Origin of the sequence: Intrasporangium sp., from assembly GCF_035688975.1 — a bacterium.
Lineage (GTDB): Bacteria > Actinomycetota > Actinomycetes > Actinomycetales > Dermatophilaceae > CALMNV01.
Genome location: NZ_DASSMH010000116.1, coordinates 1 through 16,734 on the forward strand (window position 1 = coordinate 1; position 16,734 = coordinate 16,734).

The window sequence follows — 16,734 nt, forward strand, 5'->3', positions numbered from 1 at the left end:
CACCCTGGCCAGCGAGCACGGCACCGTCGCCCAACGCACCGCCACCACACCGGGACACAAGAAGATCCTGACCGCGCTGGACCTGCCCGAGCCGCCCCGGTTCTTCGACTTCACCGTCCCCACCGACTGAGCGCCACTCCCGCGGCAGGCGCCGAGGCCGCTTGTAGTAACACGACCCCCGCGCGCCCAGAACCGTATTTGCGCAGGTCACCCCACGTTTTCAACCTGCTCGTGTGCCTATTAACTGCGGAAGTGCGGAAGTCCGGTCAGACCCCGCCCGCCGCTGGCGGCCGGGCACATGGACCCGTTCGACGCTAGCCACGTGCCGAGGCCGAGGCCGTGGCCGCGTCCGCAGGCGGCGGAGTGACACTGGTGCGTGGGCCTCCCTGGCGAATGTTCCTGATGGTCCAATTTCCGGGGCTGCCGACAAGCCCATGGTGCGCGCCCCCGGACTACTGGTGGCCGACCGTTCGCGGTCGAGCCCCCTTCAGGCGCGTTGCAGCAGATGGTCGTCGTGCTCGTCGATGGTGCCAGAGCCGCCCATCCAGGTGATCCCGCAGACTGGACAGACAACCCACCACTCTTCCCAGCCGTCCTTGAAGTGACACTGGCCAGTGGCGCCGGTGCCGGGACAGACCCCGTCTTTGCGGAGGACGACGCGGTTTCCGTCTTTGTCGGTCGCAAACTGCCGGTCCTGGTATGGCGCGAGAAAGAGGCGGTCGGGTCCGACGACCGCGTAGCGGCGCTGCAGGATGCGTTGGATGGCGGCGATGCCCTCTGCTGGTCCTGAAGTAAGTTGTCCAGTTGGCTTTCACGGGCTTCGAGTTCCTCACGGAGGTGGTCCTTGTTCGTCCATCTCGCGAGAACCGGTCCTTCCTGAGGAGTGACGCCAGCACGCGCGAAATCCAGGACGTCGACGGCAGAAAGCCCGGTCTCGACCCATCGCGCTGACCACTGGACCGTGTCCTCTGCGTCAGGCAGTCGTGCTGCGAAGGTGAAGAGAAGGGATGCCTCGCTCGGGTCCCAGCCCGCCTGATGAAAACCGGCCGCCACGTCGGGGGTGAACGCCGTGTGACACCAATCGCCCCCGTGCCACCGTGCCGCTTCGTCGGGGGTGAAGCCACCTTGCGACCAGCGCATTGCGGCCTGCGGCTCCGAGAAAGGGTCCGCGAACGCGACAGGTTGGTCTACCCAGGCTCGCGCCAGCTCCTCGCTCATTCCTGTCGCTCGCCACATAGAGGCGAGCCTGGCGACCTCGTCCGCGTGCATCCCGGGTACGCGCCCTATCCCGAGCGCTTGGAACGCCACGTCGTACCAAGTATGGGCATCTCTCGGGTGAAAGCCCGCTCGCCACATCGCTAGCGCGGCGTCTTCGTCATCGGCAAGCGATCCCGTCCATGCTCTCCCGACTTAGTGGGATCGCTCTCGTCATACACGTTCACAGGTGCTCCCCTGCATGCTCGGCGGCCACTCCCGCGTCAGGCCGGGTCATCCATCAGTCGGCAGCGTAGAGCAACTGTTGCCTGTGGAGGCTACGACAGTCAGATCGTTGGCGCGATCTCGCCTTAAGGTTCTGGCCTCGCATTTCGAGAAGGTAAGTGCATGGGGGCCACGGACGGCCGGCACCTCACTGAATACCTGCGCACCCGTGGACGGCACTGAATACCGGCGCACCCGTGGACGGCACGTGACAGGCGGCGTGACGCGCCATCAGCGCGGAGTCCGACGAGCGAAGCCGTCCTCCGCGCGGCAGTCTTGTGCGGCAAAGTGGCGTACGGGGTGCATCGCACGCCGCATCGGGGCCGAAACCACTAGGGTTTGGGGGAACTCACCCAATGAGGAGCGCCATGGTGGAGGGCCAGAGGTGGCCGTCGTTTCATGAGGCAGTCGTGCTATGGGAGCACTTCTACACGGCGCATAATGTCGTGTCACGAAACACCGAAGACTTGGTGAACTTCCTTAAGAGGATCTGCTTCGCGAGCGACACATCGATCGCGTATGTGCAGGCTGTGACGTCGGGAAAGCCTAGGGACGAGACCAAAGATGCCGTCGAACTGGAGGTTAACCGACTTGTTCTCAACTACCTGACGGCCGTCGCCACTCTCGTAGACATCTCCCGAAATACGATGAAGTACTACGAGGGAAGTCGGCCAGCGAACGGGTACGCTGAGCGTGTTGCGAAGATTCGTGAGCGAGGTCTCGGGCCACTCCTGATTAGGTTACGGGCTCACGTGGTACATAGAGCCCGCCTGCCTTGGGTGATCCGCGTTTACCTGGGCGGACAAGACCGCCTGCTGGATGTCGTTCTCGATCGGAAGGAGATTCTTAGGCATGGTGACATCGGAGGATCCGCGCGTCGATACCTAGAGGCATTCGAAGAGGATGTTCCCTTCGTCCATCTGGTCACCGAATACGGGAAAGAACTCGCCGATCTCGATGATTGGCTCTGGGCGCAGCTCAAGATCCTCTATCCCGTACCGCGGCCGTCTGACTGGCCTGCGTGCCTGTTCGAATCAGCCGCGGCGAAGGCGTGCCCTGATAGCGAGTGAGGCCGCCGCAGGGGCGCAGCTCACAACTTGCCTCCTCGCGCCACGGCCGGCGGGCGTAGCGGCCCTACAGGCGGCGAAGTGGGCTTGCTCCGCGAACAGCACTCGTCGGTGCAGTCGGATCGCCACGCATAACGCGGCGCGTTATGCTTGGGGTGTGATCAGGTCGTTCGGCAACGCGGTGACCGAACGGCTGTGGTCACGAGAACGCACCAAGAAGCTCGACCCGCGGATCGAGCGGACCGCACTTCGCAAGCTCGTCCTGCTCGATGCGGCCGAGACCCCCGACGACCCGCGGGTCCCACCCGGCAACCGGCTCGAAGCCCTACGGGGCGACCGGGACGGACAACACAGCATCCGCATCAACCAGCAGTGGCGGATCTGCTTCACCTGGACACCCGCAGGGCCCGAAGACGTCGAGATCGTCGACTATCACTGACCGAAGGAGGAACACCGATGGCGACCATCGCGCCGATCCACCCGGGGGAGGTCCTCCTCGAGGACTTCCTGACCCCACTGGAGGTCACCCAGCACCACCTCGCCGTCTCGATCGGTGTCCCGCCGCGACGGATCAACGAGATCGTCCACGGCAAGCGCCGGATCACCGCCGACACCGCGCTGCGGCTGGCCCGCTACTTCGGTACCACCGACCGGTTCTGGCTCAACCTGCAAACCCGCTACGACCTCGAGATCGAGAAGGACCACCTCGGCGCCGCCCTCGACCAGATCCATCCCCTGCAGAGCGCCTGACCCACCAGAGCGCCACGCGGCGGAGTGCCGCGGGTCGTGGCAGGGCCTCAAGGGCCGAGGCGCTCGGTGTGCTGCCCAGTCAGCTCGGCGATGAGCTCGAAGTCCCTGTCCAGGTGGAGCACCGTCAGACCCGCGAGCTCAGCGGTGGCCGCTATGAGCAGGTCCGGGATGGATGGGGCACGGTGACGGCCTCTGTCAACCAGCAGCAGCTGGACCGCAAGTGCTCGGTCCTCGATCGCGGGTGTCAGGTACTCCACCGGCATCATCGAGATCGGCGGGGCGCCGAACACCGACCGCGCGTCAGCGGCGGTCCTGGCCGAGTAACCGACCTCCAACCTCGTCATGGTGGTGATCCTGACAAGACCTCGTTCGATTCGGCCGGCCCAGCTCTCGGCCTCGGGACTGGCGCCCAATCGGACCAGGGCGGACTTGTCGATCAGCCAGTCCGTCACCGCCACGCCTCGTCCATCGCCTGGTCGTCGGTGAGGTCGGCGAACCTTTCCGCGAAGGAACGCAGGTCTTCGACGGAGACGGGCGCGTTCGCGGTAGCGGCATCGGCGGCCAGACGTCGACGGATGTACTCGGCCCTGGAGATCCCGAGCCGCGCGGCGTGGGCATCCACGCCAGCCAAAACCGCGTCGGGAACGTCGCGAATCAGTACGTCAGCCATGCGTTCCACCTCCTGGATATCTGATGATATCAGCATGCGCCCCGCCACCTCCCACTGCGTCGCTGCTCGGTCTCGCTCCATAGCGGAGCGACGCTAGCCCTATCTGGGCGATAGGCATATCTGGGCGATAGGGCAGCAGGTCCCGGACGGCCTACGGGCGACGGAGCCGCGCACCCCAGGCGTCGTAGCGGCGCTTGACGTTGCGGATGCGCCCGGCGAGCCGCACGACGAGCCACGCGCCGGCGACGAGGAGGATGAGGGCGATGCCGGCGGAGAGCCAGGGGTTGGCCAGGGCAAGGGCCATCACCCCGGCCACCGTGAGGTCCTCGCCGGTGCTGACGGCGATGGTGCTGACCGGCTCGGGGGAGGTGTTGACCGCCACCCGGAGGCCCGCCTTGATGCCGTGCGAGACGAGGGCGGTCACGCCGCCAGTGGCGGCGGTGACGGCGGCGTCGAGGCTCGCGCCGTCGTGGCCGATCAGGTAGCCGATGGTCGCGCCCACCGCGGGGCGCACGACGGTGTGGACGGAGTCCCAGACGGAGTCGAGGTAGGGCACCTTGTCGGCGACCGCTTCCAGGAGGAAGAGGACCGCGGCCCCGACGAGGACGTCGGTGCGGGCGAGGGCGTCGGGCACCTGGCCGAGCGAGAGGAAGCGGTCGGCGAGGCCGAGGACGAGCACGACGGCATACGCGTTGATGCCGCTCGCCCACCCGGCGGTGAAGACGAGGGGGAGAAGCTCGGCACCCATGGATCTCCTTGCTCGAGTGGCCGACTCGTGGCCGACCCCGAGCCCATCGTGCCGTATGCCGCCGACAGTGGCGTGCTCGGGCCGGGGAGGTCCGAGCCGTCTTGACACCGTGTCGGGAGGCAGGGCTACGCTGAGGTTGTCGAACAGTTGTTCGACTTCAGTGGTTGTCGTAGGTGGTTGTCGTAAGTGTTGTCGTGGTGAGGTGTCGGGTGGCGCAGTCCATCCGGGTCGAGGCGTTCCGATCCCGACGTGTCCCAAGGAGACGTGTCGTGATGCGCAAGTTCGGTGATCCCGTGCAGGTTCGTTCCGCCGAGGGGTCGCAGCAGCGGCCGGAGGCCTTTCTCTGGCGAGGGCGCCTCTACGTCGTGCGGGAGGTCCTCGCGCAGTGGCGGGAGCGGCGGGCCTGGTGGCGCGACGCCGTCGACGACCCGGACCGGGAGGCCGGTGCCGGCGTGGACGGGCTCGCGGCGGCGTCGGCCGAGCAGCAGGTGTGGCGGGTCGAGGCCAGCCCAGGGTGGTCCTTCGCGCCGGGTGTCTACGACCTCGCCCACGTCCTCGTGCCGGGAGACTCCGGGCCCGACGAGCGCTGGTCGCTGCTCCACGTGGCCGACTGAAAGGAGCCTTCCGATGACCGCCCAGCTTCGCCGCCCACCCGTCTCGCCGGCCGTCCTCGAGCTGCTCGAGCGGTCCCGTGCCACTCTCGAGGCGGCGTGCCGCACCTCCGATGCGTCCGAGCGCTACCTCGACGCCCACCTCGGCGCCCTGCGCGCGGCGGCGGCGCTCGTGGCGGCGCGCACGACGCCCTCGCCCCGGTCCCGGCCCCGAAGTGTGTGGCAGGTCCTGCCGACGGTGGTCCCGGAGCTCGGGGAGTGGGCCGGCTTCTTCGCCGGGACCTCGGCCCGCCGCGGGGTTCTCGACCGGGGCGGCTGGCTGGGCGCCCGCGAGGCCGACGACCTGCTCCGGCAGGCCGAGATGTTCCTTGAGATCGTCCAGGACCTGCTTGGCCTTCCGCAGACCGTCCCGCTCCCGGACTCGATTCCGCCCGTCTCCGCGAGGGTGCCCGTCACGGGCCCGGGCAGGCTGGTGGGCCGTGGTTGACAGCTTCGTCCACCTGCACGTCGCGTCCGGCTACTCGATGCGCTACGGCAGCGCCACCCCCGCGCAGCTCGTCGAGCGCGCCGCGGCATGGGACCAGCCGGCCCTTGCCCTGACAGACCGCGACGGCCTCTACGGCGCGGTCAAGTTCGTCCGGGCCTGCATGGACCGCGGTGTCGCCCCGGTGCTCGGCGTCGACCTTGCGCTCGCCCCGGACGGGATCGGGAGCCTGGGGGCGGGCGGCGTCGGGGGGGTCGGGCAGCGGACCCCGGTCCGGGGTGGGGCGCTCGTCGACCCGAGGCTGCCGAGGGTCACCGTCCTCGCCCGGGGCAGCCGGGCCGGGCTCGCGCCCGGAGCGGGCTGGGCGGCGCTCAGCCGGCTCGTCACGGCCACCCACCTGCGCGGCGAGCGCGGCCGCCCGGTCACAACCTCGCGGCTCGTGGCCGAGCACGCCTGCGGTGGGCTGGCGGGAGACGAAAGTGGCCACTCGACGTTGGGGGGATCGGTCGAGTGGCCACTTTCGCCCGCCGAGTCCGCTGAAGAGCCGGCGCCGGTCGAGCGGCATACCGCGGATGCGCCGACCCGGCGGCATACCGCGGGCCCGCCGTCGCGGCTCGTCGTCCTGCTCGGTCCCGACTCCGACGTGGGGCGGGCCGTGCTGGCCCGCCGCCACGGCGCGGCCCGGGCCGCGCTCGAGCGATGGCGGGCGCTGCTGCCTCCGGAGAGCGTCGTCGTCGAGGTGGTCTGCCACGGCGGCCCGGAGGACCGCCCGGGAAGCCTCAGGCAGGCGGGCCGGATGCTCGCCCTGGCGCGCGAGGCCGGCGTGCGCAGCGTCCTTACTGCCGCGGTCCGACACGCCGACCCGCAGGATGCCGTCGTCGTCGACGTCCTCGACGCGGCCCGGCGCCTCGTGCCGCTCGACGAGCGGCACCTCGACCGGGTCAGCACCGCCGGCCATCTCGCGCCGACGTCCCTCATGCACGCCCTGGCCGTCGACGTCGTCTCGGCCTCCGGCCCCGGCCTGCGCGGCGGCGGGGCGCTCTGCCGGGAGGGAGCCCGCGAGCTGCTGGCCCGGACGACCGCGCTCGCGACGGAGTGCATCCAGGACCCCCGGGCCGACCTCGGGGTCGGCTCGGTCCACCTGCCGGAGCCCGGCGTCCTCGGCATCCGGCCGGGCGGCAGCCCCCATGCCGTCCTCGCCCGCCGGTGCCGCGAGTCGATCGCGTCGCGCTATCCGGACCGCACGCCGGCCCAGCTCGCCGTGATCAGCGACCGGCTCGAGGACGAGCTGTCCGTCATCGACACCCTGGGCTACCCGACCTACTTCCTCACCGTGGCGGCCGTGTGCGACCTCATCCGGGAGCTGGGGGTCCGGGTCGCGGCCCGAGGGTCGGGCGCGGGCTCGCTCGTCAACTACCTGCTCGGCATCTCAGGCGTCGACCCGATGCGCTACGGCCTGCTCATGGAGCGGTTCTGCTCACCGCTGCGGGCGCAGCTGCCCGACATCGACATCGACGTCGAGTCGGCCCGCCGGACGGAGATCTACGAGAAGGTGCTCGAGCGGTTCGGGGCCGAGCGCGTCACGTGCGTGTCGATGATGGACACCTACCGCGTCCGGCACGCCATCCGTGACGTGGGAGCCGCGCTCGGGCTGCCGCCGTCCGAGATCGACGCCATGGCCAAGGCCTTTCCGCACATCAGCGCCCGCAACGTCCGGGGCGCCCTCGCCGACCTGCCCGAGCTGCGCGCCAGCGGGTTCGACGTGCCGCGGCTGCAGCTGATGCTCGACCTCGTCGAGCGGCTCGACGGCCTGCCGCGGCATATCGCCCTGCACCCGTGCGGCGTCGTGCTGTCCGACTCCGCCCTGCTCGACCGGACCCCGGTGGAGGCGAGCTGGCTCGGCTTCCCGATGAGCCAGTTCGACAAGGACGACGTCGAGACGATGGGCCTGCTCAAGCTCGACGTCCTCGGCATCCGGATGCAGTCGGCGATGGCCCATGCCGTCGCCGAGGTCGCGCGGGTCGACGGCACCCGCATCGACCTCGACGACGAGGCGCAGGTGCCCTTCGACGACGAGCAGACCTTCGAGCTCATCCGGTCCACCCGCACGCTCGGCTGCTTCCAGATTGAGAGCCCCGGCCAGCGCGAGCTCATCGGCAAGTTCGGCCCGCAGACCTTCGAGGACCTCATCGTCGACATCTCGCTCTTCCGGCCGGGCCCGGTCAAGTCCGACATGATCGTGCCCTTCCTCAACGCCCGGCAGGGCTGGAAGGAGCCGGCCTACCTCCATCCCACGCTCGTCCCGGCCCTGGAGGAGACCGAGGGCGTCGTCGTCTTCCACGAGCAGGTGCTGCAGATCGTCGCCGAGACGACCGGGGTGACCCTCGCCGAGGCCGACGAGGTCCGGCGCGCCCTCGGTACGACCGTCGGCCAGGCGGAGGTCGAGCAGTGGTGGCGCCCCGCCGCGGCAGCCCGGGGCTACGCCCCGGAGGACGTCGAGCGGATCTGGGAGGTGCTCAAGGCCTTCGCGTCCTTCGGCTTCTGCAAGGCCCACGCCGCCGCCTTCGCCCTGCCCACCTACCAGTCGGCGTGGCTCAAGGCGCACCACCCGGCGGCGTTCCTCGCCGGTGTCCTCACCCACGACCCGGGCATGTACCCCAAGCGGCTTCTCCTCGACGACGCGAGGGCGTTCGGCATCGGCGTCCTCGGCCTCGACGTCAACGCCTCGACCGGCACGTACCGCTTCGAGCGCGACGAGGAGGGCCGGCCGTGCATCCGGCTCTCCCTGGCCGACGTCCACGGTGTCTCCGACGCCGAGGTGGACCGCATCGTCGCCGGCCAGCCCTACTCGAGCCTCGCCGACTTCTGGCAGCGGGCCGGGGTCTCGCGTCCCGTCGGGGAGCGGCTCGTCCTTGCCGGCGCCTTCGACTCCATCTACGGCATCGAGGCGATCGGCTCCTCCCGCACCGAGGCGGCCGCGGGAGTGCGCACCCGGACCGGGCTCGGGCGCCGGGGCCGGGTGACCCGGCGCGACCTGCTCCTGCACGTCGCCGAGCTCGACCGGTGGTCCGCCTCGCACGGCCGGGCGGCCCGTGCCGGGCAGCGACGCGGTCGCCCGAGGCCCGCCCCGGCCCTCGGCGGTGGCGACGTCCGGGCCCTCGGCGGTGGCGACGTCCGGGCGCTCGCGGCGGCGCAGTCGCAGGGGCCGGCCGCCGCCGGTGGGCCGGTCGCGGCCCAGCTGACCCTCGACCTCGGGGACACCCCCCGCCTCACGGCGACGAGCGGGCTGCCCGAGATGACCGGCCCCGAGCGGGTGCGGGCCGAGCTCGAGGTGCTCGGCCTCGACGCGAGCGGGCACGTCGTCGACTTCTACGCGCCGATGCTCGACGCGCTCGGCGTCACCAGGGCCCGGGACCTGCTCGCCGGGCGCAGCGGGCGCGAGGTCCTCGTCGCCGGGGTCAAGGTCGCGACCCAGACCCCGCCGATCCGCTCCGGCCGGCGCGTCGTCTTCCTCACCCTCGACGACGGGACCGGGCCGTCCGACCTGACCTTCTTCGAGGACGTCCAGGGCCCGTATGCCGCCACGGTCTTCCACTCCTGGCTGCTCCTCGCGCGGGGCATCGTGCGCCGCACCGGGCCACGCGGGGTCTCGATCCGCGCCACCGGGGCGTGGGAGCTGAGCGCGCTGCAGGAGGCGTGGACCACCGGAGGCCTCGAGGCGGTGCGGGAGGCACTCGAGTTCGCGGACCGGTCCGCCCGGGAGCGGGCGGAGGCCGTCCTCCACGGCACCTCGGGCACCGAGGGGACAGGGCGGCGGGTGCTCGTGCACTCCTCCGGCTTCCGCCAGTCGCCGTATGCCGACGTGCGCCCTGCCGGTTCCGACGTCCGGGGCTCCCGCGGCGCGGTCGCGCTCGTCCCGGCGCAGGGCCCTCCCCGCAAGTTGTGGCACGCCAGCCCCGGAAGTGCCGGGCACTAGGGTGAGAGCGCAGGCCCAGCACCCGAGGAGGACTCCGTGCCCGACGAGCGACCCCCGCAGCAACGGGCGGCCACGGCGCCGGTCTCGCCATCGGTGCACCCTCCGACCCGGCCCACGGTGCAGCACCCGACCCGCCCCCCGCTCCGGCCGTCAGCCGTCGCCTCCACGGTGGTCGGCCTCGCCCGCGAGTCGAGCGACCGGCTCGGCCGGCCCCTCGACGTGCTCGACCTCGGCGGCGGCACCGGCAACGTCGCGGTCGCGCTCGCCGAGGCCGGCCACCGGGTCACGGTCGTCGACCCCAGCCCCGACGCGTTGGCGGCCCTCGCCCGCCGGGCCCGCGAGGCCGGTCTGCCCGACCGGGTCACCGGCGTCCAGGGCGACAGCGACTCCCTGCCCACCGTCCTCGCCGGGCAGACCGTCGACCTCGTGTGCTGCCACGGCGTGCTCGAGTTCGTCGACGACCCCAGCGCGACGCTGCGCGCCATCGCCGCGGCCCTTCGCCCGGGCGGCTGGCTGTCCCTCCTCGTCGCGGGCCGGCTCGCGGTCGTCTTCGCCAAGGCGATCGCCGGGGAGTTCGGCCAGGCGCGCACGGCCCTCGTCGACCCCGACGGTCGGTGGGGCGCTCACGACCCGCTGCCCCGCCGGTTCGACCTCGACGAGGCCGAGCGGCTCCTCACCGGGGCCGGCTTCTCCGCGCTGCAGACCCGGGCCACCACCATCCTCGGCCACCTCGTGCCGGCGGCCCTGCTCGACTCCGAGGCGGACCGGGCGGCTCTCACCGAGCTGGACGAGCTGCTCGTCTCGGGCCCGGGCCGCGAGTTCCTGCGCACGCTCGGCAGCGGCCTGCACGTCCTCGCCCGCCGCGACTGAGGCCACCGCCGATGTGTCCGTCGATGCGCTCGCCGACGTGCTCGCCCACGTGACCGGAGCGATCCGGTGAGCCGGCGGCAGTTCTCCACCCCGACCCGCACCGACGCCGGGCCCCCCGACGACACCGGGTGCACCGTCCTGCACGTCGACATGGACGCCTTCTACGCGTCCGCGTCGCTGCTCTCGAGGCCCGACCTGCGCGGCACGCCCGTCATCATCGGGGGGGCCGGAAGCCGCTCCGTCGTCCTCTCCGCGACCTACGAGGCCCGGGCCTTCGGCGTGACGTCCGCCATGCCCATGGCCCGCGCCCGACGGCTGTGCCCCCAGGCCGTTGTCCTCGAGCCGGACCACCGCCGGTATGCCGCCATCTCCGAGGCGGTCATGGCGACCTTCGCCTCCATCACCGATCACGTCGAGCCGCTGTCGCTCGACGAGGCGTTCCTCGACGTGTCCGGGGCCGTCCGCCGCCTGGGGCCGCCCACCAGCATCGCCGAGCAGCTGCGCGACACCATCGCCGACGAGCAGGGGATCACCTGCTCGGTCGGGGTGGCTGCGACGAAGTTCGTCGCCAAGCTCGCCTCTGGCCTCGCCAAGCCCGACGGCCTCCTCGTGGTGCCCCGGCACGAGGCCGTCGCCTTCCTCCACCAGCTCCCGGTCGCGGCGATGTGGGGCGTGGGTGACAAGACGGAGGAGCAGCTGCACCGGCTGGGCCTGCGCACCGTGGCCGACATCGCCCACACACCGGTCGACACCCTGTGCCGGGCGCTGGGTGACGCGGCGGGACGGGGCCTGCACGACCTTGCGTGGGGCCGCGACCCCCGCCGCGTCGTCGCCGAGCGACGCGAGAAGTCGATCGGTGCCGACGAGACCTTTCCCTTCGATCTCGACGACCCGGCGCGCATCCACCGTGAGCTGCTGCGACTGGCGGACCGCACCGCGGCCCGAGCCCGGTCGGCGGGGATGGCCGGCCGCACCGTGTCGATCAAGGTGCGCTTCGCCGACTTCACGACGATCACCCGGGCCAAGACCCTGCGCCAGCACACCGACGTGTCACGGGAGATCTTCGCCACCGCACGCGAGCTCTACGACCGGCTCGGGCTGCAGCGGGCCCGGATCCGACTCGTGGGAGTACGGCTCGAGGGGCTGGTGGGCGCCGACGACGTCCCGGTCCAGGGCAGGCTCGACGAGCCAGAGCACGGGTGGCGCGACGCCGACCGTGCCGTCGACCGCGCGAGCGCGCGGTTCGGCGCCGGATCCGTGCGGCCGGCAAGTCTCATACCTGAGAGGCGTTCGGGTTCACAGGACCGTCGGCGAGACCTATCCTGAGAGTGAGCCCCACTCCACCATCCGTGGCCGTGGGGTAGTAGAGTCGGAAGCCCAGTACACGGAGGTGCCGAGTGGCTCTCTCGGAACACGAAGAAGCGCTGCTCCAGCAGATGGAGGAGGCGCTCTACGCCGAGGACCCTCGCTTCGCCTCGCGCATCGAGAAGACGAAGTCGCGCTCGGCGAGTCGGCGTCGCGTGGTGCTCGGCGTCGTCGGGGGAGTCGCTGGCCTGGCCCTCGTCATCGTCTCTGCGATGAACTCTCAGATCTGGCTCGGGGCGATCGGCTTCGCCGTCATGGTCGCCGGCATCGCGTATGCCGTCACCCCGCCCAAGCGAGCCCTCGGCACCGTGTCCGGCGACGGGACCGTGCGACGGGCCCGCGGCACGTCGAAGGGCACCGGGCCGCGCGCCAGCACCTTCATGCAGCGGCTCGAGGAGCGGTGGGAGCGGCGCCGCCGCGACCAGTGGTGACGTCACCGCTGTGACGCCCACACCCCCACGACCCACGTCGTCATGATCGCGAGCGCGCTGAGCAGCTCGATCCCCATGCCCAGCCCCATGGCCCGCAGGGCCTGGCCGGTGGCGGCCCACGCACGGTCGTGCGCCCGGTGCCTGCGCCGCTCCAGCACGTAGACCGCGCCGACGAAGCCGACCGGAGCGCCGACGACCGGGACGACGAAGAAGCCGACGACCGCCACGACGGCCGCCATGGCGAGCACCCACGTCTCGACCCCCGCCGCCCGCAGCCGGCGACCGGGGACGAGGTACTGCCCGACGAGACCGGCGGCATACGCCGTGGTGGCGACCGCGAGGACCACCCACCCCTCGGCCGTCTGCTGCTCGGAGGCCCACACGACGGTCGCGAGCCACACGAGGAACAGGCCCGGCAGGACCGGGACGACGATCCCCGCGGTGCCCACCAGCATCGCGAGCCCGATCAGGACGTTGAGCGGGGTCAGCACCTCACCGTTGGTCGATGGGTGCCGACGCCGGCAGGTCGTGGAGCCGGTCGCTCTCGTCGTGGATGTCGATGGCCTTGCCCTGCAGTGCGGGCAGGTGCTCACGGCCGTGGTGTGCGCAGAACAGCAGCTCACCACCGGCCACAAGGCGAGCACGAATGTAGGCCTGTGCGCCACATCGGTCGCAGCGGTCAGCCGCGGTCAACTCGGGGGCCAGTGCTGTCGTCATGTTGCTCGCCTTCTCTCTACTTCTCGAGGATCCCTCACGGGACCCGGTGGCGGACGTTGTTTGTCGACCTTGCAACAGTCAATCACGCGGAATGCTTCCCACCCGGCAAGCCCACCCCCCGAGACGCCTCGATGCCCCGATCGTTATGCGGAACACCGCCCGGGGGCGGGCCCGCGGCAGGATCCGGGCCGCGAGCCTGCCCGGGCCTGTCGGCGCCGCTGGCTAGGCTGCCCGCAGCCGCATGAACGAGGAACCATGAAAGAGGAACGCTGTGGCATCCGCCCCCAGGCCCGCCCCCGCCGGCAACGGTGACTACACCGCCCGGCACCTGCAGGTCCTCGAGGGCCTCGAGGCCGTCCGCAAGCGCCCGGGGATGTATATCGGCTCGACCGACCAGCGCGGGCTCATGCACTGCCTCTGGGAGATCATCGACAACTCCGTCGACGAGGCCCTCGCCGGCGTCTGCGACCAAATTGAGGTGGTCCTCGGCGCCGACGGCTCGATCGTCGTGCGCGACAACGGCCGCGGCATCCCGGTCGACACCGAGCCCCGCACGGGGCTGTCGGGCGTGGAGGTGGTCTTCACCAAGCTGCACGCGGGCGGCAAGTTCGGCGGCGGGTCGTATGCCGCGACCGGTGGCCTGCACGGGGTCGGGGCATCGGTGGTCAACGCCCTGTCCGCGCGCCTCGACGTCGAGGTCGACCGTGGGGGCAAGACCTACGGCATGAGCTTCCGGCGCGGTGAGCCCGGCACCTTCGCCGACGCGGGGCCGGTCCACTCGCCCGACGCGCCGTTCACGGCATACGAGACCCGCAGCGAGCTGCCCGTGATCGGCAGGACCAAGCGCGGCGTCACGGGGTCCCGGGTGCGGTTCTGGCCCGACCGGCAGATCTTCCTCAAGGGCGCCGAGCTCGACTATGCCTCGCTCGTCGCGCGCGCCCGCCAGACCTCCTTCCTCATCCCCGGACTGCGGCTCGTCCTCCGCGACGAGCGGCGGCTCCCGGGCACCCCGGGAGCCGACGGCCCGGTCGAGGAGGTGTTCCAGCACGACGGCGGGATCACCGAGTTCGTCAACTTCCTCGCGCCGGACCCGGCCGTCACCGACGTGTGGCGCCTCCAGGGCTCCGGCCGGTTCACCGAGACCGTGCCGGTCCTCGACGCCCAGGGGCACATGACCCTGACCGAGATGGAGCGCGAGTGCGCGGTCGACGTGGCGCTGCGCTGGGGCCAGGGCTACGACACGAGGATGGAGTCCTTCGTCAACATCATCACGACGCCCAAGGGCGGCACGCACGTCGCCGGGTTCGAGCAGGCGCTGCTCAAGGTCTTCCGCCGGCAGCTCGAGCTGGGTGCGCGCCGGCTCAAGGTGGGCTCGGACAAGCCGGAGAAGGACGACATCCTCGCCGGCATGACGGCGGTGGTCACCGTGCGCCTCGCGGAGCCGCAGTTCGAGGGCCAGACCAAGGAGGTGCTCGGCAGCAACGCCGTGCGCGGCATCGTCGCCAAGGTCGTCGAGCAGGAGCTCACCGCCCGTCTCACCTCGACCGCGCGCGGGGACAAGGCGCAGTCGACGCTGCTGCTCGAGAAGGTCGTCTCCGAGATGAAGTCGCGCATCAGCGCGCGGCTGCACAAGGAGACCCAGCGCCGCAAGAACGCCCTCGAGTCCTCGACGCTGCCGGCCAAGCTGCGTGACTGCCGCACCCACGACGTCGAGCGCTCAGAGCTGTTCATCGTGGAGGGCGACTCGGCGATGGGCACGGCCAAGGAGGCGCGCAGCTCGGAGTTCCAGGCGCTCCTGCCGATCCGCGGCAAGATCCTCAACGTCCAGAAGGCGTCCGTCTCGGACATGCTCAAGAACGCCGAGTGCGCCTCGATCATCCAGGTCATCGGCGCCGGCTCCGGTCGCAGCTTCGACCTCGCCGCGGCCCGCTACGGCAAGGTCATCATCATGACCGACGCCGACGTCGACGGCGCCCACATCCGCACGCTGCTGCTCACCCTCTTCTTCCGCTACATGCGCCCCCTGGTCGAGGCCGGCCGCGTGTATGCCGCCATGCCGCCCCTGCACCGGATCGAGGTGGTCAACCAGGGCAAGCGCAACGACTACGTCTACACCTACAACGAGGCGGAGCTGCGGCGCACCGTCGCCGCCCTCGAGAAGCGCGGCAGGAAGATCAAGCAGCCCCTCCAGCGCTACAAGGGCCTGGGTGAGATGGATGCCGACCAGCTCGCCGACACGACGATGGACCCCCGGCACCGGACCCTGCGGCGGGTGACGATGCGCGACCTCGAGGCGGCCGAGCGCACCTTCGAGCTGCTCATGGGCACCGAGGTCGCGCCGCGCAAGGACTTCATCGTCGAGTCGGCCGCCGAGGTCGACCGGGAGCGCATCGACGCCTGAGCCTGCCACAAGGGGGCGCATCGGGCGGCCGGCGTGCCTACGATGGCCGTTCCGGTGCGAGCAAGGGGGGCGGCAGTGCAGGCGAACGACAACGTGGCGCAGGTCGCGGCGCCCCCGCCGGGTGTGCCCACCCCGGCGGCCCACGGCGCGCCCACCGTCGCCCCGCACCTGTCGACCGACGAGCTCGAGTGGACGACCGCGACGATCGGGGCCATCTCGGCCTCCTTCTCCGCCAAGGTCGTCGGGCAGGAGCGACTGCAGGAGACCCTGCTGCTCGGCCTGCTCACGGGTGGGCACATCCTGCTCGAGAGCGTCCCGGGCCTGGCCAAGACGACGGCCGCCCAGGCCGTCGCGGAGGCGGTGCACGGCAGCTTCCACCGGATCCAGTGCACGCCCGACCTCCTGCCGAGCGACATCGTCGGCACGCAGGTCTACAACCAGCACTCCGGCACCTTCGAGACCCAGCTCGGGCCGGTGCACGCCAACTTCGTCCTCCTCGACGAGATCAACCGCTCCAGCGCCAAGACCCAGTCGGCGATGCTCGAGGCGATGCAGGAGCGCCAGACCTCCATCGGGGACCGGACGTTCGCGCTGCCGCATCCCTTCCTCGTGCTCGCCACGCAGAACCCCATCGAGCACGAGGGGACCTACCCGCTGCCCGAGGCGCAGATGGACCGGTTCATGCTCAAGGACGTGCTGGACTACCCATCCCCGGCCGAGGAGGCCGAGATGCTCCGGCGCATCGACTCGGGCGTCTTCCGCCGCGAGCCACGGGCCGTCGTCACGCTCGACGACGTGCGCCGGCTGCAGACCCTCGTCGGGCGCGTCTACGTCGACCCGGCGATCATCAACTACATCGTCGGCATCAGCTACGTCACCCGGCGGCCGAAGGACTACATCGACCCGCGCCTGGCCGCCTACGTCGACTTCGGCGCGAGCCCCCGGGCGAGCATCGCGTTCACGGGCGCCGCCCGCGCTCGGGCCCTCGTCGCCGGGCGCAACCACGTCGTGCCCGACGACGTCAAGGCGCTCGCGCACCGGGTGCTGCGCCATCGCGTCATCCTCGGCTTCGAGGCCGCCGCCGACGAGGTCCCGGTCGAACGGGTCATCGACGCGATGCTGGCCGGCATCCGGACCCCCTGACGAGGCATCGAGGGGACCGGCC

General features: G+C 71.2%; 17 protein-coding genes. 12 read left to right on the plus strand and 5 right to left on the minus strand.

The genetic code is table 11. The features are described from left to right. Positions 1–505 precede the first annotated feature (505 nt). The 4 genes from VFJ94_RS12470 (at position 506) to VFJ94_RS12485 (ending at position 3,296) form a co-directional block, all read left to right on the plus strand. Positions 506–790 (plus strand): hypothetical protein, encoded by a 285-nt coding sequence (locus VFJ94_RS12470; protein ID WP_325004539.1) that lies wholly within the window; start codon positions 506–508, stop codon positions 788–790. 1,057 nt (positions 791–1,847) lie between these two features. After that, a complete protein-coding gene (locus tag VFJ94_RS12475; protein WP_325004540.1) occupies positions 1,848–2,549 on the plus strand; it encodes a hypothetical protein in 702 nt (233 codons plus the stop codon). A 154-nt stretch (positions 2,550–2,703) separates the two neighbouring features. Then, a complete protein-coding gene (locus tag VFJ94_RS12480) occupies positions 2,704–2,985 on the plus strand; it encodes a type II toxin-antitoxin system RelE/ParE family toxin (RefSeq protein WP_325004541.1) in 282 nt (93 codons plus the stop codon). Between the two features lie 17 nt (positions 2,986–3,002). Continuing rightward, a complete protein-coding gene (locus tag VFJ94_RS12485; RefSeq protein ID WP_325004542.1) occupies positions 3,003–3,296 on the plus strand; it encodes a HigA family addiction module antitoxin in 294 nt (97 codons plus the stop codon). 47 nt (positions 3,297–3,343) lie between these two features. On the opposite strand, the gene VFJ94_RS12490 is transcribed toward VFJ94_RS12485, so the two are convergent. From VFJ94_RS12490 to VFJ94_RS12500, 3 genes are all read right to left on the minus strand, one after another. Next, positions 3,344–3,754, minus strand: coding sequence for a PIN domain nuclease (locus tag VFJ94_RS12490; protein WP_325004543.1), 411 nt, complete (start codon positions 3,752–3,754; stop codon positions 3,344–3,346). After that, positions 3,745–3,966 (minus strand): ribbon-helix-helix protein, CopG family, encoded by a 222-nt coding sequence (locus VFJ94_RS12495; protein WP_325004544.1) that lies wholly within the window; start codon positions 3,964–3,966, stop codon positions 3,745–3,747. The genes VFJ94_RS12490 and VFJ94_RS12495 overlap by 10 nt, the downstream gene beginning before the upstream one ends. 151 nt (positions 3,967–4,117) lie before the next feature. Continuing rightward, the gene (locus tag VFJ94_RS12500; RefSeq protein ID WP_325004545.1) at positions 4,118–4,714 is read right to left on the minus strand and encodes a DUF4126 domain-containing protein; all 597 of its coding nucleotides are present in this window, start codon (positions 4,712–4,714) and stop codon (positions 4,118–4,120) included. A 272-nt stretch (positions 4,715–4,986) separates the two neighbouring features. Here VFJ94_RS12500 and VFJ94_RS12505 point away from each other — a divergent pair, with 272 nt between their 5' ends. From VFJ94_RS12505 to VFJ94_RS12530, 6 genes are all read left to right on the plus strand, one after another. After that, the gene (locus VFJ94_RS12505; RefSeq protein ID WP_325004564.1) at positions 4,987–5,328 is read left to right on the plus strand and encodes a DUF6504 family protein; all 342 of its coding nucleotides are present in this window, start codon (positions 4,987–4,989) and stop codon (positions 5,326–5,328) included. 13 nt (positions 5,329–5,341) lie between these two features. Next, positions 5,342–5,812: an SAV_6107 family HEPN domain-containing protein gene (locus VFJ94_RS12510; protein ID WP_325004546.1), complete on the plus strand. Its 471-nt coding sequence runs from the start codon at positions 5,342–5,344 to the stop codon at positions 5,810–5,812. Next, complete coding sequence (locus tag VFJ94_RS12515) at positions 5,805–9,785, plus strand: DNA polymerase III subunit alpha (RefSeq protein WP_325004547.1); 3,981 nt, start codon at positions 5,805–5,807, stop codon at positions 9,783–9,785. Before VFJ94_RS12510 ends, VFJ94_RS12515 begins: the two co-directional genes overlap by 8 nt. Positions 9,786–9,821: 36 nt before the next feature. Next, a complete protein-coding gene (locus tag VFJ94_RS12520; protein WP_325004548.1) occupies positions 9,822–10,655 on the plus strand; it encodes a class I SAM-dependent methyltransferase in 834 nt (277 codons plus the stop codon). A 66-nt stretch (positions 10,656–10,721) separates the two neighbouring features. Continuing rightward, on the plus strand, positions 10,722–11,981 hold the full coding sequence (gene dinB / locus VFJ94_RS12525) for a DNA polymerase IV (RefSeq protein ID WP_325004549.1): 1,260 nt from the start codon (positions 10,722–10,724) through the stop codon (positions 11,979–11,981). Positions 11,982–12,052: 71 nt separating this feature from the next. After that, positions 12,053–12,451, plus strand: coding sequence for a DUF3040 domain-containing protein (locus VFJ94_RS12530; protein WP_325004550.1), 399 nt, complete (start codon positions 12,053–12,055; stop codon positions 12,449–12,451). Positions 12,452–12,453: 2 nt separating this feature from the next. Here the strand turns inward: VFJ94_RS12530 and VFJ94_RS12535 are convergent, their stop codons facing one another. Both VFJ94_RS12535 and VFJ94_RS12540 read right to left on the minus strand, forming a co-directional pair. After that, positions 12,454–12,942, minus strand: a complete 489-nt coding sequence (locus tag VFJ94_RS12535) for a DUF456 domain-containing protein (RefSeq protein ID WP_325004551.1) — start codon at positions 12,940–12,942, stop codon at positions 12,454–12,456. Position 12,943: 1 nt separating this feature from the next. Further along, a complete protein-coding gene (locus VFJ94_RS12540) occupies positions 12,944–13,168 on the minus strand; it encodes a DUF7455 domain-containing protein (RefSeq protein WP_325004552.1) in 225 nt (74 codons plus the stop codon). A gap of 271 nt (positions 13,169–13,439) precedes the next feature. Here VFJ94_RS12540 and VFJ94_RS12545 point away from each other — a divergent pair, with 271 nt between their 5' ends. After that, entirely contained in the window at positions 13,440–15,569 is a 2,130-nt protein-coding gene (locus tag VFJ94_RS12545; RefSeq protein ID WP_325004553.1) for a DNA topoisomerase IV subunit B, read from the plus strand. 75 nt (positions 15,570–15,644) lie between these two features. Beyond that, positions 15,645–16,712, plus strand: a complete 1,068-nt coding sequence (locus VFJ94_RS12550; RefSeq protein ID WP_414654608.1) for an AAA family ATPase — start codon at positions 15,645–15,647, stop codon at positions 16,710–16,712. Positions 16,713–16,734 lie beyond the last annotated feature (22 nt).